General features: G+C 55.2%; 21 protein-coding genes. 16 read left to right on the top strand and 5 right to left on the bottom strand.

Going from position 1 to position 22,551, the window contains the following annotated elements:
• Positions 1 to 42 precede the first annotated feature (42 nt).
• On the bottom strand, positions 43 to 2,463 hold the full coding sequence (plsB, locus tag RVY89_RS17795) for a glycerol-3-phosphate 1-O-acyltransferase PlsB (RefSeq protein ID WP_023334157.1): 2,421 nt from the start codon (positions 2,461 to 2,463) through the stop codon (positions 43 to 45).
• Positions 2,464 to 2,617: 154 nt separating this feature from the next.
• Here plsB and RVY89_RS17790 point away from each other — a divergent pair, with 154 nt between their 5' ends.
• The 4 genes from RVY89_RS17790 (at position 2,618) to RVY89_RS17775 (ending at position 5,435) form a co-directional block, all read left to right on the top strand.
• Complete coding sequence (locus tag RVY89_RS17790; RefSeq protein ID WP_047653110.1) at positions 2,618 to 2,986, top strand: diacylglycerol kinase; 369 nt, start codon at positions 2,618 to 2,620, stop codon at positions 2,984 to 2,986.
• 108 nt (positions 2,987 to 3,094) lie between these two features.
• Positions 3,095 to 3,703 (top strand): transcriptional repressor LexA, encoded by a 609-nt coding sequence (gene lexA / locus RVY89_RS17785; protein ID WP_045909165.1) that lies wholly within the window; start codon positions 3,095 to 3,097, stop codon positions 3,701 to 3,703.
• A gap of 64 nt (positions 3,704 to 3,767) precedes the next feature.
• Complete coding sequence (dinF, locus tag RVY89_RS17780; protein WP_484826048.1) at positions 3,768 to 5,105, top strand: MATE family efflux transporter DinF; 1,338 nt, start codon at positions 3,768 to 3,770, stop codon at positions 5,103 to 5,105.
• A 120-nt stretch (positions 5,106 to 5,225) separates the two neighbouring features.
• Positions 5,226 to 5,435, top strand: coding sequence for a CsbD family protein (locus RVY89_RS17775; protein ID WP_024906712.1), 210 nt, complete (start codon positions 5,226 to 5,228; stop codon positions 5,433 to 5,435).
• A 47-nt stretch (positions 5,436 to 5,482) separates the two neighbouring features.
• Here RVY89_RS17775 and zur read toward each other — a convergent pair whose 3' ends face one another.
• Positions 5,483 to 5,995, bottom strand: a complete 513-nt coding sequence (gene zur / locus RVY89_RS17770; protein WP_008503369.1) for a zinc uptake transcriptional repressor Zur — start codon at positions 5,993 to 5,995, stop codon at positions 5,483 to 5,485.
• Between the two features lie 115 nt (positions 5,996 to 6,110).
• On the opposite strand from zur, the gene RVY89_RS17765 reads away from it, so the two are divergent.
• From RVY89_RS17765 to pspG, 4 genes are all read left to right on the top strand, one after another.
• A complete protein-coding gene (locus RVY89_RS17765) occupies positions 6,111 to 6,599 on the top strand; it encodes a cupin domain-containing protein (RefSeq protein WP_193941032.1) in 489 nt (162 codons plus the stop codon).
• A 172-nt stretch (positions 6,600 to 6,771) separates the two neighbouring features.
• Positions 6,772 to 8,019 carry a conjugal transfer protein TraF gene (locus tag RVY89_RS17760; RefSeq protein WP_484826047.1) on the top strand — a complete coding sequence of 416 codons (1,248 nt, stop codon included), beginning with the start codon at positions 6,772 to 6,774 and terminating at the stop codon, positions 8,017 to 8,019.
• An 82-nt stretch (positions 8,020 to 8,101) separates the two neighbouring features.
• A complete protein-coding gene (gene dusA, locus RVY89_RS17755; RefSeq protein WP_484826046.1) occupies positions 8,102 to 9,097 on the top strand; it encodes a tRNA dihydrouridine(20/20a) synthase DusA in 996 nt (331 codons plus the stop codon).
• 136 nt (positions 9,098 to 9,233) lie between these two features.
• Entirely contained in the window at positions 9,234 to 9,476 is a 243-nt protein-coding gene (pspG, locus tag RVY89_RS17750; protein ID WP_407226251.1) for an envelope stress response protein PspG, read from the top strand.
• 184 nt (positions 9,477 to 9,660) lie between these two features.
• Here the strand turns inward: pspG and RVY89_RS17745 are convergent, their stop codons facing one another.
• Positions 9,661 to 10,644 carry an NADPH:quinone reductase gene (locus tag RVY89_RS17745; RefSeq protein WP_484826045.1) on the bottom strand — a complete coding sequence of 328 codons (984 nt, stop codon included), beginning with the start codon at positions 10,642 to 10,644 and terminating at the stop codon, positions 9,661 to 9,663.
• A 66-nt stretch (positions 10,645 to 10,710) separates the two neighbouring features.
• On the opposite strand from RVY89_RS17745, the gene dnaB reads away from it, so the two are divergent.
• The 6 genes from dnaB to RVY89_RS17715 all read left to right on the top strand — a co-directional run bounded on the left by dnaB (position 10,711) and on the right by RVY89_RS17715 (position 16,388).
• A complete protein-coding gene (gene dnaB, locus RVY89_RS17740) occupies positions 10,711 to 12,123 on the top strand; it encodes a replicative DNA helicase (RefSeq protein ID WP_023310046.1) in 1,413 nt (470 codons plus the stop codon).
• Positions 12,124 to 12,139: 16 nt separating this feature from the next.
• Positions 12,140 to 13,219 carry an alanine racemase gene (gene alr / locus RVY89_RS17735; protein ID WP_484826044.1) on the top strand — a complete coding sequence of 360 codons (1,080 nt, stop codon included), beginning with the start codon at positions 12,140 to 12,142 and terminating at the stop codon, positions 13,217 to 13,219.
• A 119-nt stretch (positions 13,220 to 13,338) separates the two neighbouring features.
• A complete protein-coding gene (gene tyrB / locus RVY89_RS17730) occupies positions 13,339 to 14,532 on the top strand; it encodes an aromatic amino acid transaminase (RefSeq protein WP_484826043.1) in 1,194 nt (397 codons plus the stop codon).
• Positions 14,533 to 14,788: 256 nt separating this feature from the next.
• Entirely contained in the window at positions 14,789 to 15,502 is a 714-nt protein-coding gene (gene aphA / locus RVY89_RS17725) for an acid phosphatase AphA (protein ID WP_059347291.1), read from the top strand.
• Between the two features lie 113 nt (positions 15,503 to 15,615).
• The gene (locus RVY89_RS17720; protein WP_484826042.1) at positions 15,616 to 16,032 is read left to right on the top strand and encodes a secondary thiamine-phosphate synthase enzyme YjbQ; all 417 of its coding nucleotides are present in this window, start codon (positions 15,616 to 15,618) and stop codon (positions 16,030 to 16,032) included.
• A gap of 2 nt (positions 16,033 to 16,034) precedes the next feature.
• A complete protein-coding gene (locus RVY89_RS17715) occupies positions 16,035 to 16,388 on the top strand; it encodes an MmcQ/YjbR family DNA-binding protein (protein ID WP_023310053.1) in 354 nt (117 codons plus the stop codon).
• Positions 16,389 to 16,391: 3 nt separating this feature from the next.
• Here the strand turns inward: RVY89_RS17715 and uvrA are convergent, their stop codons facing one another.
• On the bottom strand, positions 16,392 to 19,214 hold the full coding sequence (gene uvrA, locus RVY89_RS17710; protein ID WP_045328845.1) for an excinuclease ABC subunit UvrA: 2,823 nt from the start codon (positions 19,212 to 19,214) through the stop codon (positions 16,392 to 16,394).
• A gap of 250 nt (positions 19,215 to 19,464) precedes the next feature.
• Between uvrA and ssb1 the strand changes: the two genes are divergently transcribed.
• Positions 19,465 to 19,995, top strand: coding sequence for a single-stranded DNA-binding protein SSB1 (gene ssb1, locus RVY89_RS17705; RefSeq protein WP_006177466.1), 531 nt, complete (start codon positions 19,465 to 19,467; stop codon positions 19,993 to 19,995).
• A 61-nt stretch (positions 19,996 to 20,056) separates the two neighbouring features.
• Here ssb1 and RVY89_RS17700 read toward each other — a convergent pair whose 3' ends face one another.
• The gene (locus RVY89_RS17700; RefSeq protein WP_008503385.1) at positions 20,057 to 20,338 is read right to left on the bottom strand and encodes a YjcB family protein; all 282 of its coding nucleotides are present in this window, start codon (positions 20,336 to 20,338) and stop codon (positions 20,057 to 20,059) included.
• Between the two features lie 644 nt (positions 20,339 to 20,982).
• Between RVY89_RS17700 and RVY89_RS17695 the strand changes: the two genes are divergently transcribed.
• Positions 20,983 to 22,548, top strand: a complete 1,566-nt coding sequence (locus RVY89_RS17695) for an EAL domain-containing protein (protein WP_484826041.1) — start codon at positions 20,983 to 20,985, stop codon at positions 22,546 to 22,548.
• Positions 22,549 to 22,551 lie beyond the last annotated feature (3 nt).

The raw sequence follows: 22,551 nt of genomic DNA, 5'->3' as shown, positions 1-22,551 counted from the left end.
ACCAGGCCGGGTCAGGTGAAACCACCACCCGGCTTTTTCACATCACTCGCCCTGCGTCGCGCTCTCAATCGTCAAACGTACATCCGACGTAATCAGTTCAGCCAGCATCTGGTAAACCTTCAGCGTCTCTTCCGGCTCGGCATCGCCCGTATCGCTGATGAAACCTTCGTCACGCAGCGTCAGGACCAGAGAACTGAAGACCGCTTTGTCGAAGAATTCAGGGGCGTTAATGCCGTGCAGAACGGACAGGCGCTGTGCCAGCGTCCGGCTCTCTTTCTCAAGCGTACCGCGGTTGATAGACGGGTTCGCACTCAGCAGCCAGAACGTAATGGCGTAGCGCTGCAGCGTTTCGCGCGCACCGGCCGCCAGCAGTTGCAGGGTACGGGAACGCGACGGATTGATGTGCAATTCGTCGTTTGAGACGGTGATCAACCCCTGACGACGCAGCTCTTCCGTCAGTTTGTCCAGTTCGCCCGCCAGCTCATCTTTGCTCCAGCGCAGGAACAGCTCCGCTTTCAGCATCGGATAGAGCGTCTCAACGTGACGCAATAGTTCCTGACGCGAGATACGGCGATGCTGGGTGATGATAGCCGCCATGAGCGACGGCAGCATCAGCATATGGGTGATGTTGTTGCGGTAGTAGGTCATCAGAACTGCCTGCTCGCGCGGCAGAATGATGATGTCGCCGATCGTGTCCTTTTCGACTTCAAACTTGTTCATCTGCAGCGCGTGATCGATAAGCTCACTGGCGGTAGCAGAAGGCACGGTTGAATCAACGGAATACGGCACGTTGCGCATCATGTCCAGATAGCAATCCAGCTGCTCCGTGAGCTGTTCACGGGTCAGCGAGCGCTGACGCGAAGCCAGAAGAGCCGTACAGCACAGGTTCATGGCGTTAGCCGCACCGGCGTTGTTAATGCGCACCATCAGCTCGGACGCGATGCCGTTGACCGTTGGCGTCAGCCAGGCCGGGCGAATCGCCTCGATAGGATCGATGGATTCGCGCCACTCGGGAACGTGATGGTTCAGGTACGTCATTAACGGCATTGGTTCGCCGAAGTTCACGTAGCCCTGACCGAGATTGCGTAGCTTGCTCAGGCCGCGCAGCATCTGCGGCAGGCTCTCTTTCTCTTTGGTCGCACCGCGCAGCTCTTTGGCATACGTGCCCACTTCCATCACGTGCTCATAGCCAATGTAGATTGGCACAAGCGTGATGGGACGGGTTCCTCCGCGCAGCATCGCCTGGATGGTCATCGACAGCGTGCCGGTCTTCGGATCGAGCAGACGTCCGGTACGGGAACGACCGCCCTCAACGAAGTACTCGACGGAATAGCCGCGGCTAAACAGCTCGCCCAGATACTCGCGGAACACGGTGGAGTAGAGCTTGTTGCCCTTGAAGGTACGACGAATAAAGAAGGCGCCCAGGCGGCGGAAAATCGGACCTGCTGGCCAGAAATTCAGGTTGATACCGGCAGCAATGTGCGGCGGTACCAGCCCCTGGTGATAGAGCACGTAGGAAAGGAGCAGGTAGTCCATGTGGCTGCGGTGGCAGGGAACATAGACAATCTCATGGCCATCATGCGCCAGTTGGCGTACACGCTCGGCGTTATGAACGTTGATGCCCTGATACAGGCGGTTCCAGGTAAAACCGAGAATGCGATCGGACAGGCGAATCATCTCGTAGGAGAAGTTCGCTGCAATCTCTTCCATCAGCGCAATGGCGTTCTGCTGGGCTTTCTCATGCGAAATTTTCTTGCTGCGCGCTTCGTCTTCAACGGCGCGGGCAATCGCTTTGGATGCCAACAGCTTGTTGAACAGATCCTGACGCGCCGGGAGACGCGGCCCTACGGCAGCCAGGCGCTGACGGGCGAAGTGCATACGCGCCACGCGCGCCAGTTTTTGCGCGATGATCTTGTCCGTGCCGTGCTCGTCCGCCATTCGACGCAGCGAAACGGAAGGGGAGAAACGCACGAAGCTGTCGCGTCCCAGCCAGGAGACCGCGAAGAACTTCTGGATGCCGTTAAGCATGCGCAGCGGCGGATTCTCTTCACCTTTTTCACGGCCCGGACGACGACCAAACATCACCGATACCGGCACCATCTGCACATCCAGATCGGGATTGCTGCGGTGCAGGTCGAGATAGTCGTGGAACAGCTTGATGGACTCTTCTTTTGGCGTGTAATAGGTAAACACGCGAGGTCCACCGTGAATGAACACGTAGCGCGGCAGCAATGTACCGTCAACTTCCAGCGGTTCAAGCGGGTCAGGTAAATCATGCGCCAGACACTGGGCGCGAAGCGTCAGTAAGTCAGCCTTCGAGTTATAAGGCAAAACGTACATAATGGGACGTGACGTATCGAGCCCCAATTCCAGCGCGGGTTCTGCTGGGATAGACTTGCTTTTTACCAGGATGCTTAATGGTAAATTAAGTAATTTGTAGTAAATTCGTGGCCAGCCGGACATAAACGATGTAAAGCCTCTGGTTAATAATGCAATTGCGGCGCAAGGATAACAGAAAGCGCGCAAAATTTCTGTTGTTACCCGTCATACTTCAGGCTGTAGCGAAACGCGCTACAGTTCCTGTTACTGACGCTTTTTTTCATAAAAGGTTCTTTTAATGGCCAATAATACCACTGGGTTAACGCGTATCATCAAAGCCGCCGGTTATTCATGGAAAGGTTTCCGTGCCGCGTGGATCAACGAAGCCGCCTTTCGCCAGGAGGGCGTCGCCGCTATCATCGCGGTGATCGTCGCCTGTTTCCTTGATGTTGATGCTATTACCCGCGTACTTCTTATCGGTTCCGTGCTTCTGGTGATGATAGTGGAAATTCTTAATAGCGCTATTGAAGCCGTTGTTGATCGCATTGGTTCCGATTTCCACGAGCTTTCTGGCCGCGCAAAAGACATGGGCTCTGCTGCCGTGTTGCTGGCGATTATCACTGCCGTTATCACCTGGGTCACGCTGCTTTGGTCACATTTCCGATGAGCCTCGAGGAATAATTAAGTCCCTGGTTTTTTGTGCAGTTTTTGGTTCCAAAATCGCCTTTGACTGTATATACTCACAGCATAACTGTATATACACCCAGGGGGCGGAATGAAAGCGTTAACGACCAGGCAACAAGAGGTGTTTGATCTCATCCGGGATCATATCGGCCAGACGGGTATGCCACCCACGCGTGCGGAAATCGCGCAGCGTCTGGGCTTCCGTTCTCCGAATGCTGCTGAAGAACACCTGAAAGCGCTGGCGCGTAAAGGCGTGATTGAGATTGTTTCAGGTGCGTCACGCGGCATCCGCCTGCTGGTGGAAGAAGAGACGGGCATTCCGCTGATAGGCCGTGTTGCTGCTGGTGAGCCTTTACTGGCTCAGCAGCACATTGAAGGCCATTACCAGGTCGATCCTGGCATGTTCAAACCGAGCGCTGATTTCCTGCTGCGCGTTAGCGGTATGTCGATGAAAGACATCGGCATTCTTGACGGCGATCTGCTTGCGGTGCACAAAACGCAGGATGTGCGAAACGGCCAGGTGGTTGTGGCGCGCATTGATGACGAAGTGACGGTTAAGCGTCTGAAAAAACAGGGTAACAGCGTACAGTTGCTGCCTGAAAACAGCGAGTTTTCACCCATTGTGGTCGATCTCCGCGAACAGAACTTCTCTATCGAAGGACTGGCGGTTGGGGTGATCCGCAACGGTGAATGGCTGTAACCTCTTCCCGACAGGCTATGGCACCGCTGTAGCCTGATTCATTCCCCACTCCCGGTATTTTTTCATGTCACTGCTGACGGCATCCGATAAGGCATTGTGGCGTCTTGCTCTGCCGATGATCTTCTCCAATATTACGGTTCCCTTGCTGGGTCTGGTCGATACTGCCGTTATTGGTCATCTTGATTCGCCTGTTTATCTTGGCGGCGTGGCGATTGGCGCGACGGCAACCAGCTTCCTGTTTATGCTGCTGCTCTTTTTGCGCATGAGCACCACCGGGCTCACGGCACAGGCTTATGGTGCAAAAGATCCGCTGCGTCTGGCGCGCGCGCTGGTGCAGCCGCTGATCCTCGCGCTTGGCGCGGGGGCGTTAATCGTTTTATTACGTACTCCCCTGATCGACCTTGCGCTCCATGTTGTTGGCGGCAGCGAGGCGGTATTAGAGCAGGCGCGACGTTTCCTTGAAATCCGCTGGCTCAGCGCACCCGCCTCGCTGGCTAACCTGGTTCTGCTCGGGTGGCTACTGGGCGTGCAGTACGCCCGTGCACCAGTGATTTTGCTGGTGGTAGGCAACCTTCTCAACATTGTGCTGGATGTCTGGCTGGTAATGGGCCTGCATATGAACGTGCAGGGCGCGGCGCTGGCGACGGCAATTGCCGAATACGGAACCTTTATCATTGGTCTGTGGATGGTCTGGCGCGTGCTGGCGATGCGCGGGATCTCCCTTGCGCAGCTCAAAACCGCATGGCGCGGCAATATCCGTAAGCTGCTGGCCCTCAATCGTGACATCATGCTGCGCTCGCTGCTGCTTCAGCTCTGCTTCGGCGCGCTGACGGTTTTCGGGGCTCGGCTGGGGCCAGAAATCGTTGCGGTCAATGCAGTATTGATGACGCTTCTGACCTTTACCGCCTACGCGCTGGACGGTTTTGCCTATGCGGTTGAAGCGCATTCCGGACAGGCGTACGGCGCGCGCGAAAGCGGGCAGCTTCGGGACGTCTGGCGGGCAGCCTGCCGTCAGTCTGGGCTGGTGGCGCTGGCGTTCGGCCTGGTTTACGCCTGCTTTGGTGAGCAGATCGTTGCATTGCTTACGTCTCTTCCTGCGCTGCGCGAGCTGGCGAGCCACTATCTCATCTGGCAAGTCGTCTTACCGGTGGTCGGCGTCTGGTGTTATCTGCTGGACGGCATGTTTATTGGTGCGACGCGCGGGGCTGAAATGCGCAACAGCATGGCGGTCGCAGCGGCAGGGTTTGGCCTGACGCTGCTAACGCTTCCCTGGCTGGGTAATCACGGCTTGTGGCTGGCCCTGGCCGTTTTCCTCTCGCTGCGAGGGATATCGCTGGCTTTTATCTGGCACCGCCACTGGCAAAACGATACCTGGTTCTCTTCACGTCACGATATATCGTGACGGTTAAAGATTCCGAATATGAAATCAACTGCCGAATCCTTAACTACAATAATTATCACGTCCAGCAGAAAAGAACGTAACGGACGTTACGACCCGACGCTTAACTAAGAGGACACGATGATGAATAAAGATGAAATCGGCGGCAACTGGAAGCAGTTCAAAGGTAAAGCGAAAGAAAAGTGGGGTAAGCTGACCGATGACGATATGACCGTCATTGAAGGTAAACGCGATCAGCTTGTCGGTAAAATTCAGGAACGTTACGGCTACGCGAAAGATCAGGCGGAAAACGAAGTCAAAGACTGGGAAACCCGTAACGACTACCGCTGGTAACGCTGAATAACCCACAGGGCGGCTCAAGGCCGCCTTTTCTTTTGCCGTTAACGCGGCTTTTTCTTCACCAGAATAGAGTGGTCGTGCTGACAGGCGTCCTGATGACGGCAGGCTTCCACTTCCACGCACGCGGAACAGAGCCCGTGCGCCTCAATCACGTTATGACGCAGGGCAAAACCCATTTTCGCCGCCAGCGTATGCATAATATCTTCCACGCCTTCCGCTGCCTCTTCTTTCACCACGCCGCAACGGTCACAGATAAACATCGCCGACGTGTGGGTGGGCTGATCGAACAGATGGCACAACACATAGCTGTTTGTGGACTCAACTTTATGCACGAATCCTTGTTCCAGCAGGAAATCCAGTGCGCGATAGACGGTCGGTGGTTTCGCCTGCGGCTCGCTTTCGCGGAGCAGGTCGAGCAGATCGTAGGCGCTGATAGCACCCTGCTGCAGGCTCATCAAACGTAAGACTTCAAGGCGCTGCGGAGTCAGGCGCACATTGCGTTGCGCACACAGCTTTTCGGCCTGCGCTAACAGCTCTTTTGTGGACTTATCCATTTAGCACCCCGGATGTTATAGGACGGAAAACCCCCACTTTATCATGTTCTGCTAAAAACGCCGAGATCCGCCAGTCTGTGCTATACCTGACCCATTGCAAACCGGGAAATAAACAATGAAAAAACCTGACTGTATTCGGCACTGGCGCGACGTGGAAGGCGCGGATGATTCGACCTATCCAGATAGCGATGAGCTTTTTTCTATCGGCGCCCCGTTGGCTCGCAAGCTTGGGCTCGGGCGCATTGGTATCCATCATGAGCGTTTACCGCCCGGGCGCAGGACGTCCTACCCGCATGCGGAAAGCGATGAAGAAGAGTTCATTTATGTGCTCGAAGGTTATCCAGAGGCGTGGATTAATGGCTATTTATGGAAGCTTGAACCGGGCGACAGCGTGGGGTTTCCTGCCGGAACCGGGATCTGCCACACCTTTATCAACAACACGGAGGAAGAGGTGCGGTTGCTGGTCGTAGGCGAGGCCAACAAGAAGCACAATCGCATCTACTACCCCCTCAACCCGGTGTATGCCGCCACGCGGGAAGATCGCTGGGTAGACCATCCCCCACAGTTTTTTGGGCCGCATGATGGAAAACCTGGGAAAAAATAATTTCCTCTTCTATAAATATTGAGGGCCGTCACAAAATATAACAGGCCGTAAGGGAGTTTTACTTAGGGATAGAAATAGCGGGTCTTTTACTACTTATTCACAGCAATAGTTCGTTCCTGTTTGGGTGATAACAGACAGGGGTTATTTCATAACAGACTATAACGGGCATACTGTGAAAAAAAATTTTAAATTTTCGGTGGTGAGTATCGCTGTTTCCTTGTTTATGGCAAATCAGGCGGGAGCAGCCAATACCTGGACAGAAGCGCGCGGTGACGCAATGGGGGGAACAGGCGTTGCGGCAGGGAGCTATGGCAGTGCAGTATTGATAAACCCGGCGCTGTTGGCAAAGGCAAAGCCGGATGATGATGTAACCGTTATTCTGCCGTCAATTGGCGCTCAGATTTCGGATAAGGACAATCTGCGCGATAAGATTGATGATATCAGCGACGACGTCAGTAAATATCGCAGCACGCTGGATAATATCAATTTTTTCGATCTCCTGAACCCCGCAAGTCAGACCTCCCGGAACGTCTCAGCTGCCGCTGGCGATCTTGCTAATCAACTGGATTCTCTGAAAGGGAAAACCGGCAGCGGTAAAGCTGGGGCCGGGATCGCTGTCAGCATTCCTAATGACGTGTTATCCGTAGCATTCGTCGCAAAAGCGAATGCGCGTGCACGCGTGAGTTCTTACATCGATCAGGGCGACATTGATACATTGCGCGGTATTGAGGCCGTTCCAGCCACCGCGTTAGTGGCAAATCCGAATGATTTGAAGTCAAAAGGCTTTGGTCGCGCGGCGATCGTTTCGGACTATGGTGTGGCGGTGGCGCGCCAGTTTGACATTAGCGGCGTACCGGTCTCGGTAGGTATCACGCCTAAGCTGCAAAAAACCTGGCTCTATAACTATACGGTCTCCATCTACAACTTCGACAGTGGCGATATCAATAGTAGTCGTTATCGTAATGATGATACTGGTTTTAACGTTGATGCCGGTCTTGCTGCTGACTTTGGTGATAACTGGACCGTTGGTTTAACCGGACAAAATCTCTTCTCCCGGGATATTGACACGAAGAAAGTGGATGGCGTGCGTGATACTTATCAAATCAGCCCTGTAGTGACCGCCGGTGCCGCCTGGCACAACGATCTTGTGACGCTGACCGCCGATGGCGATTTGACGGAAACCAAAGGCTTCAAGAGCGAAGATACGTCGCAGTATGTTGGCGTCGGTGCCGAGGTGACGCCGCTCAGCTGGCTGGCGGTGCGTGCGGGTTATCGCGCGGACGTAAAGGGTAACGACAGCAATGTATTTACCGGCGGTGTCGGTTTCGCGCCGTTTAGCACCGTGCATGTTGACCTGATGGGCCTGTACGGTGAAGACGAAACCTGGGGCGCAGGGGCTCAGCTGAGCATGACGTTCTAAAGTCAACCGGAGGCGCTGCGCCTCCGGCTTTTCTTTGTGCTATAGTAGCGCCCCTTTTCCACCAGATGCTTAAAACTTCGCCATGTCGTCAGAATCACAGACCGCTTTCCCCGCACACCGTTTCTCCATTGCGCCGATGCTCGACTGGACGGACAGACACTGCCGCTATTTCCTGCGCCAGCTCTCCCGCCACACGTTGCTGTACACCGAAATGGTGACCACGGGCGCAATCATTCACGGGAAGGGCGACTATCTGGCCTATAGCGAAGAAGAGCATCCGGTTGCCCTGCAGCTGGGCGGCAGCGATCCGGCCGCGCTGGCGCAGTGCGCGAAGCTGGCGGAAGAACGCGGCTACGACGAGATCAACCTTAACGTTGGCTGCCCGTCCGATCGCGTGCAAAACGGCATGTTTGGCGCCTGTCTGATGGGGAATGCCCAGCTGGTGGCGGACTGTATCAAGGCGATGCGCGATGTGGTTTCCATTCCGGTAACGGTCAAAACCCGTATCGGGATTGACGACCAGGACAGCTACGAGTTCCTGTGCGATTTCATCAATACGGTCTCCGGAAAGGGTGAATGCGAGATGTTCATCATCCATGCGCGAAAAGCCTGGCTCTCCGGCCTCAGCCCGAAAGAGAACCGTGAGATCCCGCCGCTGGACTACCCGCGCGTGTATCAACTGAAGCGTGACTTCCCGCACCTGACGATGTCCATTAACGGCGGCATCAAGTCGCTGGAAGAGGCCAAAGCGCACCTTGAACATATGGATGGGGTAATGGTTGGGCGCGAGGCGTATCAGAACCCGGGCATTCTGGCGACGGTCGATCGCGAAATCTTTGGCATCGAAGGCGCAGACACCGATCCGGTTGCCGTCGTGCGGGCAATGTACCCTTACATTGAGCGCGAGCTGAGCAACGGTACCTATCTCGGCCATATCACCCGCCATATGCTTGGTCTGTTCCAGGGGATTCCTGGCGCGCGTCAGTGGCGTCGCTATTTGAGCGAGAATGCGCATAAAGCCGGAGCCGATATCGAGGTGCTGGAACATGCGCTGCGACTGGTGGCAGACAAGCGATAACTTTCGCTAAAAGTTCGTCAAATTCACCACGCCCTGCGAATTCTCGCGGGGCGTTTTGCTTTAAGAACAACACGTTATGTCTGGCATGATTCTTGTAATGTGTTCAGCATCATTCGGGAACTCGTGGGAGAGCACCATGCTGGAACTACTTTTTGTGATTGGCTTTTTTGTCATGCTGTTAGCAACGGGCATTTCGCTGCTCGGCATTCTGGCGGCTATCGTTGTGGCGACGGTCGTCATGTTTATTGGCGGACTGTTTGCCCTGACGATCAAACTGCTGCCGTGGCTGCTGCTGGCCGTGGCGGTGGTGTGGGTGATACGGGCGATTAAATCGCCAAAAGTGCCCGGTTATCAGCGCAATAACCGCTTTCGTTACTAAGGTATTGAGGGGTTCGTCACATAGTTGTAACTTTTCCGGCAGCATGGCTTAGAACAGAATAGGATTTACTTATCGAATCTGTCACTATGACTGCTGTTAAAGAATTCATCGAGCTGTACCCTACATACAGCCGAACTAAAAAAAGAAAGGGCTTCCCACGGGAAGCCCAATTTCTTTTTGGGGCTCAGGGAATCAACAAACTCGACCCCTGCGTTGCCCGGCTCTCCAGCACCTCATGCGCGCGCTGCGCATCGGTTAGCGGATATTTCTGCGCCTCTGCCACATCCACCTTAATGACGCCGCTGGCGATCAGCGAGAACAGCTCGTTGCTGGCTTCCTCAAGTTCTTCCCGGTTGGTGATGTATCCTTGCAGGGAAGGGCGAGTCACATACAGCGAACCTTTCTGGTTCAGAATGCCGAGATTCACGCCGGTGACTGCACCTGACGCATTCCCGAAGCTCACCATCAGCCCACGACGCTGCAGGCAGTCCAGCGAGGCTTCCCAGGTATCTTTCCCAACCGAGTCATACACGACGCGCACCTTATTGCCGTTAGTGATCTCCTTCAGCCGTTCGACAATGCTCTCTTCACGGTAGTTAATCACCTGCCAGGCGCCCGCCTGCAGCGCGCGCTGCGCTTTTTGTGCATTTCCAACGGTGCCGATCAGCTTCGCGCCCAGTGCTTTTGCCCACTGACAGGCGATGAGCCCGACGCCACCCGCTGCGGCGTGAAACAGGAACTGCTCGTCGGGTTTAATTTCATAGGTTTTGCGCAGCAGGTAGTAAACCGTCAAACCTTTCAGGAACGAGGCTGCTGCCTGCTCAAAGGAGATGGCGTTAGGCAGCAGGGCGGCTTTATCCGCCGGAACGTTGTGGACGGAACTGTACGCGCCCAGCGCAGACTGCGCATACACCACGCGGTCGCCCTCTTTAATATGTTTGACCGCGCTGCCCACTTTGACGACGACACCGGCTGCCTCGGTGCCCAGGCCGCTGGGCATTGACGGAGGCGGGTACAGACCGCCGCGAATATAGGTGTCGATGTAGTTTATGCCTATGGCTTTGTTTTCAACCTGTACTTCGTTTTCGCCAGGCGCGGCTGGGGTGAACTCCACCGCTTTCAGTACGTCTGGCCCACCGTGTTTCTGGAATTCAATGCGCGTTGCCATGCTCCCTCCGTAAGAAAAATATGGTAATCTTTCGACCCACTCTTTATCTCGGTAACTCCATTCACTATGGCAGGAAACAAACCCTTCAACAAACAGACTGAACCTCGCGAGCGTGATTTCCAGGTCGCAGGGTTAAAAGTCCCGCCGCACTCGATTGAAGCGGAACAGTCGGTGTTGGGCGGTTTAATGCTGGATAACGAACGCTGGGACGACGTCGCAGAGCGCGTCGTGGCGGAAGATTTCTACACCCGCCCGCACCGCCATATCTTTACCGAAATGGCGCGTCTGCAGGAGTCGGGCAGCCCGATCGACCTGATTACGCTCGCGGAATCGCTGGAGCGTCTTGGGCAGCTCGACAGCTGCGGCGGATTTGCCTATCTGGCGGAACTGTCAAAAAACACGCCTAGTGCGGCGAACATCAGCGCTTATGCCGATATCGTGCGCGAACGTGCCGTCGTTCGCGAGATGATCTCGGTGGCGAACGAGATCGCCGAAGCCGGTTTTGATCCGCAGGGTCGCACCAGCGAAGACCTGCTCGACCTTGCCGAGTCCCGCGTCTTTAAAATCGCCGAAAGCCGCGCCAACAAAGACGAAGGCCCAAAAAACATCGCTGATGTGCTCGATGCCACCGTCGCCCGTATCGAACAGCTGTTCCAGCAGCCGCACGACGGCGTCACCGGGGTAAACACCGGCTATGACGATCTCAACAAGAAAACCGCCGGCCTGCAGCCGTCGGATTTGATTATCGTCGCGGCGCGTCCGTCGATGGGTAAAACGACATTTGCGATGAACCTCGTCGAAAATGCGGCGATGTTGCAGGATAAGCCGGTACTCATTTTCAGTCTTGAGATGCCCTCCGAACAGATTATGATGCGTTCTCTGGCGTCGCTCTCGCGCGTGGATCAGACCCGCATTCGTACCGGTCAGCTCGATGATGAAGACTGGGCGCGCATCTCCGGCACAATGGGCATTCTGCTGGAAAAACGTAACATCTATATCGATGACTCCTCCGGCCTGACGCCGACGGAAGTCCGTTCCCGCGCGCGTCGTATCGCCCGTGAACACGGCGGTATCGGCCTTATCATGATCGACTACCTTCAGCTGATGCGCGTCCCGTCGCTTTCCGACAACCGTACGCTGGAAATTGCCGAGATTTCCCGCTCGCTCAAGGCGCTAGCCAAAGAGCTGCACGTGCCGGTCGTTGCGCTTTCGCAGCTGAACCGCTCCCTGGAACAACGCGCCGACAAGCGCCCGGTCAACTCCGACCTGCGTGAATCCGGCTCCATCGAGCAGGATGCCGACTTAATCATGTTCATCTACCGTGATGAGGTTTATCACGAGAATAGCGACCTGAAAGGGATCGCCGAAATTATTATTGGTAAACAACGTAACGGCCCTATCGGGACGGTGCGTCTGACCTTTAACGGACAGTGGTCGCGTTTCGACAACTATGCCGGTCCTCAATATGATGATGAGTAATTTCTAAGGAATTCAAATGCAAGCGGCAACTGTTGTGATTAACCGCCGCGCTCTGCGACACAACCTGCAACGTCTGCGTGAACTGGCACCCGCCAGCAAGCTCGTTGCAGTCGTGAAAGCGAACGCTTACGGACACGGTCTTCTTGAGACCGCGCGAACGCTCCCCGATGCCGACGCCTTTGGCGTCGCCCGTCTTGAAGAAGCCCTTCGCCTGCGCGCGGGGGGGATTACTCAACCGATTTTGCTGCTGGAAGGCTTTTTCGAAGCCACAGATTTGCCGACCATTGCTGACCAGCATCTTCACACGGCAGTGCATAATGAAGAACAGCTCGCCGCACTCGAAACCGCTGAACTGAGCGAGCCGGTGACCGTGTGGATGAAGCTTGATACGGGCATGCACCGTCTGGGCGTGCGTCCGGAAGGTGCGGAAGCATTTTATCAGCGCTTATGCAGGTGTAAAAACGTGCGCCAGCCGGTGAATATTGTCAGCCACTTCGCCCGCGCCGATGAGCCCGAGTGCGGTGCGACCGAGCGCCAGCTGGATATCTTTAATACCTTCTGCGAAGGCAAGCCGGGGATGCGATCGATCGCCGCATCCGGGGGGATCCTGCTGTGGCCGCAGTCGCATTTCGACTGGGCGCGACCGGGCATCATTCTCTACGGCGTGTCGCCGCTGGAGAACAAACCCTGGGGGCCGGACTTTGGCTTCCAGCCGGTCATGTCGCTGGTCTCTAACCTGATTGCCGTGCGTGACCATAAAGCGGGCGAGCCGGTGGGCTACGGCGGTACCTGGACCAGCGAGCGTGATACCCGTCTCGGCGTGGTGGCGATGGGCTATGGTGACGGCTATCCGCGTGCCGCACCTTCGGGCACGCCGGTTCTGGTCAACGGTCGCGAGGTGAAGATCGTCGGCCGCGTGGCGATGGACATGATTTGTGTCGATCTTGGGCCTGAAGCCCAGGATAAGCCTGGCGACGATGTGGTGATGTGGGGGGAAGGTTTGCCTGTTGAACGCATTGCTGAAATTACGAAAGTGAGTGCTTACGAACTTATCACGCGCCTGACCTCACGGGTGGCGATGAAATATATAGATTGAACCGCCAATGGAGTGAGGTTTTTATCCTCGCTCCAACTTTATTAACATCCTCTCGACCTTCTCCCACTTCCGGTTTATTGTTGAAATCCCTGCCTCATCGAATTCCGGAGAACCATCGCGTGTTTCAGAAAGTTGACGCCTATGCCGGCGACCCTATCCTCTCCTTAATGGAGCGTTTCAAAGAAGATCCTCGCAGCGACAAAGTGAACCTCAGCATCGGTCTGTATTACAACGAGGATGGCATTATTCCTCAATTAAAAGCCGTAGCTGAAGCCGAAGCGCGTCTGAACGCTGTTCCACACGGTGCTTCTCTGTATCTGCCGATGGAAGGGCTAAACGCTTATCGCAACACCATCGCACCGCTGCTTTTTGGCGCCGATCACGCGGTGCTCGCGCAAAAACGCGTGGCGACCATCCAGACGCTGGGCGGCTCGGGTGCGCTGAAAGTGGGTGCAGACTTCCTGAAAAAATACTTCCCGGATTCAGGCGTGTGGGTGAGCGACCCGACGTGGGAAAACCACGTTGCTATCTTCGAGGGCGCGGGATTTAAGGTGGCGACTTATCCGTGGTTCGATAGCGAAACTAACGGCGTGCGCGTTGACGCGCTGCTGGAAAAGCTGAACACCCTGCCGGCACGCAGCATTGTGCTGCTGCATCCATGCTGCCATAACCCGACCGGGGCGGACCTGACCAACGCCCAGTGGGATGCGGTGATTGAGGTACTGAAGGCCCGCGACCTGATTCCGTTCCTCGACATTGCCTATCAGGGCTTTGGCACGGGCATGGAAGAAGACGCCTATGCCATCCGCGCCGCTGCCAGCGCCGGGCTGCCTGTTCTGGTGAGTAACTCCTTCTCTAAAATCTTCTCGCTGTACGGTGAACGCGTTGGCGGTCTGTCCGTGGTCTGTGAAGACGCCGAAGCGGCGGGTCGCGTGCTCGGCCAGCTTAAGGCGACGGTGCGCCGCATTTACTCCAGCCCGCCAAACTTTGGTGCGCAGGTGGTGGCAACGGTTCTCGGTGACGAAAAGCTGAAAGCTTCCTGGCTTGGCGAAGTGGAGGCGATGCGCAAGCGCATCCTGTCGATGCGTCAGGAGCTGGTTAACGTGCTGAAAGAGGCCGTGCCTGGGCATAACTTCGACTATCTGCTCAAGCAGCGCGGGATGTTCAGCTATACCGGACTGAGCGCGGCGCAGGTCGATCGCCTGCGGGAAGAGTTCGGCGTTTATCTCATTGCCAGCGGCCGTATGTGCGTGGCGGGTCTGAATGCCAGCAACGTTCATCGCGTGGCGCAGGCGTTTGCCGCTGTAATGTAAGTACTCACTATTTATTTCCCCCTCTCCCTGCGGGAGAGGGCCGGGGTGAGGGCATCAGGCCGCACAAGAATCTTGCCCCTGGCGCTCCGCTTACCGGACCTACTCGTTTCTTCTGCGCTTTGTGATCGTCTTCTTTTTATTCCGCTTCATAAGCAAAAACTCCTTCCCTTCACCTCCCGCTGGGGTTATGGTCGGATAGTTTTTTGACCATTCACTCAAAATAAAACAATAACAAGCTGAATATTCAGGGGAAAATATGCGCAAGATCACACTGGCGCTCAGCGCCGCCTGCTTATTGTTCTCACTTAACAGCGCTGTCGTCGCGCGTGCTTCTGCCCCGACGCCGCTTTACACCGGCACCACCGCCGCCATTCTTGCCGAGCAGGCACCTATTCACTGGGTTTCCGTGGCCCAAATCGAAAACAGCCTGATGGGCCGTGCGCCAATGGCCGTGGGTTTTGACATTGACGATACCGTACTGTTCTCAAGCCCGGGCTTCTGGCGCGGGAAGAAAACGTATTCACCCGACAGCGAAGCGTATCTGAAAAACCCGGAATTCTGGGAAAAAATGAACAACGGCTGGGACGAGTTCAGCATCCCGAAAGAGGTTGCCCGTGCGCTTATTGCCATGCACGTGAAGCGCGGCGACAGCATTTACTTTGTCACCGGCCGCAGTCAGACCAAAACCGAAACCGTCTCTAAAACGCTGCAGGACGATTTCCAGATCCCGGCGACCAGCATGAACCCGGTAATTTTTGCCGGTGACAAAGAGGGGCAAAACACCAAAACCCAGTGGCTGGAAAAGAAAAATATCAAAGTATTCTACGGCGATTCGGATAACGACATCACCGCCGCGCATGACGTGGGTGCAAGAGGGATCAGGGTGTTACGCGCGTCTAACTCAACCTATCGACCGCTGCCGATGGCCGGAAAGTTTGGCGAAGAGGTGATCGTCAACTCGGAGTATTAAGTATCCGGCAGCGTGTTTGACTCTTTTTTAATCAAATCTCGCTGCTGTGGGTTTTACCTTTCGCCTTCTTGCTGCACACTTAGAAAGATTCATCTTTCATTACGGAGCAGCACATGTGGTACCAACAGACCCTGGCCTTATGCGCAAAACCACGCGGATTTCACCTGGTGACCGATGAGGTCATCGGGCAACTCCGCGACCTGTCGCGGGTGAAAACGGGTTTGCTACATCTGCTGCTTCAGCATACGTCTGCCTCTCTGACGCTGAATGAAAATTGCGATCCCACCGTCCGGTCTGACATGGAGCGGCATTTTCTGAAGAGCGTCCCGGACAACGCCCCTTACGAGCATGACTATGAGGGGGCAGACGATATGCCTTCGCATATCAAATCCTCTTTGCTGGGCGTATCGCTGATGCTGCCGGTCCACAACGGGCGGCTGCTGTTGGGAACGTGGCAGGGGATCTGGCTGGGAGAGCATCGCATTCACGGTGGTTCGCGTAAAATTATCGCCACGCTACAAGGGGAATAAAGATGACAATTTCGGAGATACTACAGTACTGCATGAGCAAACCCGGCGCGGAGCAGAGCGTCCACAGCGACTGGAAAGCCACGCAGATTAAGGTGGGGGATGTGCTGTTTGCGATGGTGAAGGAGGTGGAAGGCCGTCCGGCGGCGTCGCTGAAAACCAGCCCTGAACTGGCCGATTTACTCCGTCAGCAGCATGATGACGTGAGGCCGAGCAAGCACCTCAATAAGGCACACTGGAGCACCGTTTATCTGGACGGATCGATTCCAGGCTCGCAAATTTACTATCTGGTGGACGCGTCCTATCAGCAGGCGGTTGAGCTGCTGCCGGAAACCACCCGACAGCAACTCTCCGTGTGACAATTACAGCAACGGCTTAAGGAAGCGCGCGGTGTGCGAGGCTTCGCACTCTGCAACGGTCTCTGGGGTACCGGAGACGAGAATTTCACCGCCGCCGCTGCCGCCTTCCGGGCCGAGATCGACAATCCAGTCCGCGGTTTTAATCACGTCCAGGTTATGTTCGATGACCACGATAGTGTTGCCCTGATCGCGCAGCTGATGCAGCACGTCGAGCAGCTGCTGGATGTCGGCAAAGTGCAGGCCGGTGGTCGGCTCATCCAGAATGTAGAGCGTCTGACCGGTGCCGCGTTTTGACAGCTCGCGCGCCAGCTTCACGCGCTGCGCTTCACCGCCGGACAGCGTGGTTGCCGACTGCCCCAGACGAATGTAGGTCAGGCCCACGTCCATCAGCGTCTGCAGCTTACGCGCCAGCGCAGGTACGGCATCAAAGAATTCGCGCGCCTCTTCGATGGTCATGTCCAGCACTTCGTGGATGGTCTTGCCTTTGTACTTAATTTCCAGCGTTTCGCGGTTATAGCGCTTGCCTTTGCACTGGTCGCACGGCACGTAAATATCCGGCAGGAAGTGCATCTCAACCTTGATCACGCCGTCGCCCTGGCACGCTTCGCAGCGGCCACCGCGCACGTTAAAGCTGAAACGTCCTGGCGTATAGCCGCGGGAGCGCGCTTCCGGCACGCCGGCAAACAGTTCACGTACGGGCGTGAAGACGCCGGTATAGGTTGCCGGGTTAGAGCGCGGCGTACGGCCAATCGGGCTCTGGTCAATGTCGATAACTTTATCGAAATGCTCCAGCCCCTGAATGTCACGGTACGGCGCAGGCTCGGCCAGCGTCGCGCCGTTCAGCGCCGTCTGCGCAATCGGGAACAGCGTATCGTTGATCAGCGTCGATTTACCGGAGCCGGACACGCCGGTGATACAGGTAAACAGGCCAACCGGCAGCGTCAGGGTGACGTCTTTCAGGTTGTTGCCGCGCGCGCCGGTCAGCTTCAGCACTTTTTCCGGATCTGCCGCTACGCGCTGTTTTGGCACCTCAATCTTACGCTTACCGCTCATGTACTGGCCGGTCAGCGATTCGGGCACCGCCATGATGTCTTTCAGCGTCCCTTCTGCAACGACCTGACCGCCGTGCACGCCAGCGCCAGGGCCAATGTCAATGACGTGGTCAGCCGCGCGGATCGCATCTTCATCGTGTTCGACCACGATCACCGTGTTGCCGAGGTTGCGCAGGTGAACCAGCGTGCCGAGCAGGCGCTCGTTGTCGCGCTGGTGCAGGCCGATGGACGGCTCGTCCAGCACGTACATCACGCCGACTAAACCTGCGCCAATCTGGCTAGCCAGACGGATACGCTGCGCTTCACCGCCGGAGAGCGTTTCCGCCGAGCGGGAAAGCGTCAGGTAGTTCAGGCCAACGTTCACCAGGAATTTCAGGCGATCGCCAATCTCTTTCAGCACTTTTTCGGCAATTTTCGCGCGCTGGCCAGAGAGCTTCAGGTTGTTGAAGAAGTCCATCGCGTGGCCGATGCTCATGTCTGAGATGGTCGGCAGCGCCGTGTTTTCCACAAACACGTGGCGCGCTTCGCGACGCAAACGCGTGCCCTCACAGGTGGCACAGGAGCGGTTGCTGATGAACTTCGCCAGCTCTTCGCGTACCGCGCTGGATTCGGTCTCTTTGTAGCGGCGCTCCATATTGTGCAGCACCCCTTCGAACGGGTGACGACGCACGGAGGTATCGCCGCGATCGTTCATGTATTTGAACTCGATGTTCTCTTTGCCGGAACCGAACAGGATCACTTTGTGTACGTTCGGGCTCAGGCTGGCCCATGGCGCTTCAACGTCGAACTTGTAGTGCTCTGCCAGCGACTTCAGCATCTGGAAGTAATAGAAGTTACGCTTATCCCAGCCGCGAATGGCGCCCCCCGCCAGCGACAGCTCCGGATTCTGGATCACGCGGTCCGGGTCGAAATACTGCTGCACGCCCAGGCCGTCACACGTCGGGCACGCGCCCGCCGGGTTGTTGAAGGAGAACAGGCGCGGTTCAAGCTCGCGCATGCTGTAGCCGCAAATCGGACAGGCGAAGTTGGCGGAGAAGAGCAGCTCTTCCGCTTTCGGGTCGTCCATGTCGGAGACCACGGCCGTACCGCCAGAGAGTTCCAGCGCCGTTTCAAAGGATTCCGCCAGACGCGTGGCGAGATCGTCGCGCACCTTAAAGCGGTCAATCACCACTTCGATGGTGTGCTTTTTCTGCAGCTCCAGCTTGGGCGGATCGGACAGGTCACACACCTCACCGTCAATACGGGCGCGGATATAGCCCTGGCTTGCCAGGTTTTCCAGCGTTTTGGTGTGCTCACCCTTACGCTCTTTGATGATCGGCGCCAGCAGCATCAGGCGCTTGCCTTCCGGCTGCGACAGGACGTTATCCACCATCTGGCTTACGGTCTGGGCCGCCAGCGGGACGTCGTGGTCCGGGCAGCGCGGCTCACCCACGCGGGCATACAGCAGACGCAGGTAGTCATGAATTTCGGTAATGGTACCGACCGTTGAGCGCGGGTTATGCGAGGTAGATTTCTGCTCAATAGAGATAGCAGGGGACAACCCTTCAATGTGGTCGACATCCGGTTTTTCCATCAGCGACAAGAACTGACGCGCGTACGCAGAGAGTGATTCAACGTAACGACGCTGTCCTTCGGCATACAGGGTGTCGAAAGCCAGTGAGGATTTGCCAGACCCCGAAAGCCCGGTCACGACAATGAGCTTGTCGCGAGGGATTATCAGGTTGATATTCTTGAGATTGTGGGTGCGGGCGCCCCGAACTTCGATCTTATCCATTCACCTTTCCCGGTTGGAACACGGATTGCCTGGTTTGTTTGAAGGACAAACGGCTGTCAGAAACGGCTAATTATGACACAATTTGACCTGTTTGAATATACAGTATTGGAATGCATTTTCTGATTCGCTGTGTAACAATGTCGAGTTGCGGGAGAACTCTGGAACGTGCTACGCAACTATCAAAGTGCAGCATGGAAATGGTACACTCGCGCGTTTACACTATTAAGAAACGTATTCAGGAGACACGAACATGGCCAGCAGAGGCGTAAACAAGGTGATTCTCGTCGGTAATCTGGGCCAGGACCCGGAAGTACGCTACATGCCGAGTGGTGGCGCAGTTGCCAACATTACGCTGGCTACTTCCGAATCCTGGCGTGATAAAGCGACCGGTGAGATGAAAGAGCAGACCGAATGGCACCGCGTTGTGCTGTTTGGCAAACTGGCAGAAGTGGCCGGTGAGTATCTGCGTAAAGGTTCTCAGGTGTATATCGAAGGCCAGCTGCGTACCCGCAAATGGACCGATCAGTCCGGTGCTGAGAAGTACACGACTGAAGTAGTAGTCAACGTCGGCGGCACCATGCAGATGCTGGGTGGCCGTCAGGGCGGTGGCGCACCGGCGGGTGGCGGTCAGAACCAGCAGCAGGGCGGTTGGGGTCAGCCTCAGCAGCCGCAGGGCGGTAACCAGTTCAGCGGCGGCGCACAGTCTCGTCCGCAGCAGCAGTCTGCTCCCGCGCCGTCTAACGAACCGCCAATGGATTTCGACGACGACATTCCGTTCTGATTTCCGAGTACTTAAAACAAAAAACCCAGACCATCGTCTGGGTTTTTTATTCCGTAAGGGATCAGGTAATCACCATCGGCCAGTCGGGTGGCGTGTGGCTCATCGCCTCAACCATCACCACTTTAATATTTTCCCAGACGGCGGCGATATCCAGCAGGGTTATGCCAAGCAGACCCGTTGCAAACCAGCAGGCTGCACCCAGCCCCAGCAGGGTGCTGATGACAGCAAGACCCGCATAGTCAGATTTACGAAACTGAATGTTCAGCGTACTGGCTAAAAACATCAGTACCGCACTCAACAAAGGCCAGCGCAGGAGAACCATGCTGGTAGTAATGGTTGCCATAAAACCCATCCTCTACAAAACAGACGAACTGAATGAAACGGTGTTTCTCGTTACAAAATATGTGTGAACTATATCACATTTGTTGATTTATTCGCCAGTGCCTGTGCGATCAAAAAAGAGGATTTTATTCCTCAGGAAAAGCGATTCTGTAGGCAGGACCAGCCTCGGCGCATGAGGAGGTGAACCCACAACGCGCCGGAAACGCCCATCGGGCAGTGGGGATACCGCAAATTCGGTATTTATAAGAAGGGCGTTATTCTCCGCCAACACTCAAAATACTGTGGTGAAGACTGATTATTTATAAATCAACGAACACAGTTCCCCAGAGCAAATAGCATAAAACGTCATGATGAAGTTGTACTTTTTTCATGCTGTCAGACATTTGGCTTAATCAACGATCGTCTGTTGTGTTATCTTCCCGCCTGCCCCGGCGGGCTGGATAATTATTTTCCTTAATTGAAACGGAACGAATACTTACAGTTTAACTTACGGGAAAATATTATCGTCATAACGGAATTTAAGATTTTTAATACTAAAAGTCAGTTGCTAACTTCGCATGATTCATGCAACGTAATCACCTGTTTAACAAAGCATCCGGCCTTCATTACTACAGGCGTACAACATGCAGGGATATAGGGCGGGAAATGAATCGTAGCGCGCGGCGCAAAATGCTCAGGGTGGTAGGGATCATCATGGTAGTTATGCTGCCTGTGATGCTTGCGCTATGGTTTGCCCAGCTACGCGCCGTGTCTGAAACAAGCGCCCAGCTACGCACATTTGCTGAACTGGCTTTAGACAAAACAGAGCTGGTTATTCAACAGGTTGACCTGGCCCGGGACGAGGCTGAAAAATATCAGGGTGGGCTTTGTACGCCAGGACACCGTCAATATATGCTGAACGTTGTTCGTGGCCGCCTGTTTGTCGCCGATTTAATTTACGCTGAAGGTCAGAATTTTCTTTGTTCGACTGTTTTTACACCGGATCAGCCCTACGCCATTCCTGCCGCTAATTACACGCGTAAACCTGACGTCGCTATCTATTATTATCGCGATACCCCATTTTATACTGGCTATAAAATGACGTATATGCAGCGTGGAAATTATGTGGTGGTCGTCAATCCACTTTCATACAGCGAAGTCATGTCCGCGGATCATTCTCTGTCGTGGGGAGTGTACGACACGGTAACCAACGCTTTCTTTTCCGTCAGCCAGAAAGCCAATGTTTCTTTATTAAATTCGATGATTCGAGATAAGGAATCGGTATTTCAAAAAGATAACCGCTTTTATACGATCGTAACATCCTCCAAAAGACCGATTGCGGCCATTGTGTCGACATCGAATAAACGCTTTTATGAAACGCTTTATCACCAGACGACGTTGACGCTACCGCTGGGCATGATCTGCAGCATTATTATTTTGCTGGTATGGTCCCGTACCCATCGTGAGCTTAATTCGCCGGGGCGCTTACTGCACCGGGCGCTGAACAAACGACAGCTTTGCGTGCACTATCAGCCGATTATTGATATCAAGAACAACCGGTGTGTCGGCGCGGAGGCGTTGTTACGCTGGCCAGGCTTTAACGGGCAGGTGATGAGCCCGGCTGAATTTATTCCGCTGGCGGAAAATGAAGGGATGAGCGAGCGGATTACGGACTATGTCGTTGAGGAGGTGTTCAACGATCTGGGCCATTTCCTGGCCGAGCATCCGCATCTCTATATTTCGATTAACCTGTCGGCCACGGATTTCCACTCCTCGCGGCTGATCGCCATGATTTCCGAGAAGGCTCACCACTACGCCGTCCGTGCGCAGCAAATCAAAATAGAAGTGACGGAACGCGGTTTTATCGATGTGCCGAAAACCACGCCGGTGATTCAGGCTTTCCGCCAGGCGGGTTATGAAGTCGCGATCGATGATTTCGGTACCGGTTACTCGAACCTGCACAACCTCTATTCGCTGAACGTGGATATTCTGAAAATCGATAAATCGTTTATCGATACCTTAACGACCAACAGCACCAGCCACCTGATCGCTGAGCATATTATCGAGATGGCGCAAAGCCTGCGGCTGAAAACCATTGCGGAAGGGGTTGAGACGGCAGAGCAGGTGAGCTGGCTGTTGAAGCGCGGCGTCCAGTTTTGTCAGGGATGGCACTTCGCGAAAGCGATGCCGCCCCAGGAATTTATGACCTGGCAGCAGCAACCTTTGCACTGAGTT

This window comes from Enterobacter sp. 3U4 (assembly GCF_057224565.1).
The sequence above is the reverse complement of the archived record's forward strand: the minus strand, read 5'-3'. Positions and strand labels throughout refer to the sequence as shown.

Coding starts and splice junctions, on each gene's coding strand:
- plsB (WP_023334157.1), bottom strand. CDS start 2,463: ATGTCCGGCTGGCCACGAATTTACTACAAATTACTTAATTTACCATTA.
- RVY89_RS17790 (WP_047653110.1), top strand. CDS start 2,618: ATGGCCAATAATACCACTGGGTTAACGCGTATCATCAAAGCCGCCGGT.
- lexA (WP_045909165.1), top strand. CDS start 3,095: ATGAAAGCGTTAACGACCAGGCAACAAGAGGTGTTTGATCTCATCCGG.
- dinF (WP_484826048.1), top strand. CDS start 3,768: ATGTCACTGCTGACGGCATCCGATAAGGCATTGTGGCGTCTTGCTCTG.
- RVY89_RS17775 (WP_024906712.1), top strand. CDS start 5,226: ATGAATAAAGATGAAATCGGCGGCAACTGGAAGCAGTTCAAAGGTAAA.
- zur (WP_008503369.1), bottom strand. CDS start 5,995: ATGGATAAGTCCACAAAAGAGCTGTTAGCGCAGGCCGAAAAGCTGTGT.
- RVY89_RS17765 (WP_193941032.1), top strand. CDS start 6,111: ATGAAAAAACCTGACTGTATTCGGCACTGGCGCGACGTGGAAGGCGCG.
- dusA (WP_484826046.1), top strand. CDS start 8,102: ATGTCGTCAGAATCACAGACCGCTTTCCCCGCACACCGTTTCTCCATT.
- pspG (WP_407226251.1), top strand. CDS start 9,234: ATGCTGGAACTACTTTTTGTGATTGGCTTTTTTGTCATGCTGTTAGCA.
- RVY89_RS17745 (WP_484826045.1), bottom strand. CDS start 10,644: ATGGCAACGCGCATTGAATTCCAGAAACACGGTGGGCCAGACGTACTG.
- dnaB (WP_023310046.1), top strand. CDS start 10,711: ATGGCAGGAAACAAACCCTTCAACAAACAGACTGAACCTCGCGAGCGT.
- alr (WP_484826044.1), top strand. CDS start 12,140: ATGCAAGCGGCAACTGTTGTGATTAACCGCCGCGCTCTGCGACACAAC.
- aphA (WP_059347291.1), top strand. CDS start 14,789: ATGCGCAAGATCACACTGGCGCTCAGCGCCGCCTGCTTATTGTTCTCA.
- RVY89_RS17720 (WP_484826042.1), top strand. CDS start 15,616: ATGTGGTACCAACAGACCCTGGCCTTATGCGCAAAACCACGCGGATTT.
- RVY89_RS17715 (WP_023310053.1), top strand. CDS start 16,035: ATGACAATTTCGGAGATACTACAGTACTGCATGAGCAAACCCGGCGCG.
- uvrA (WP_045328845.1), bottom strand. CDS start 19,214: ATGGATAAGATCGAAGTTCGGGGCGCCCGCACCCACAATCTCAAGAAT.
- ssb1 (WP_006177466.1), top strand. CDS start 19,465: ATGGCCAGCAGAGGCGTAAACAAGGTGATTCTCGTCGGTAATCTGGGC.
- RVY89_RS17700 (WP_008503385.1), bottom strand. CDS start 20,338: ATGGCAACCATTACTACCAGCATGGTTCTCCTGCGCTGGCCTTTGTTG.
- RVY89_RS17695 (WP_484826041.1), top strand. CDS start 20,983: ATGAATCGTAGCGCGCGGCGCAAAATGCTCAGGGTGGTAGGGATCATC.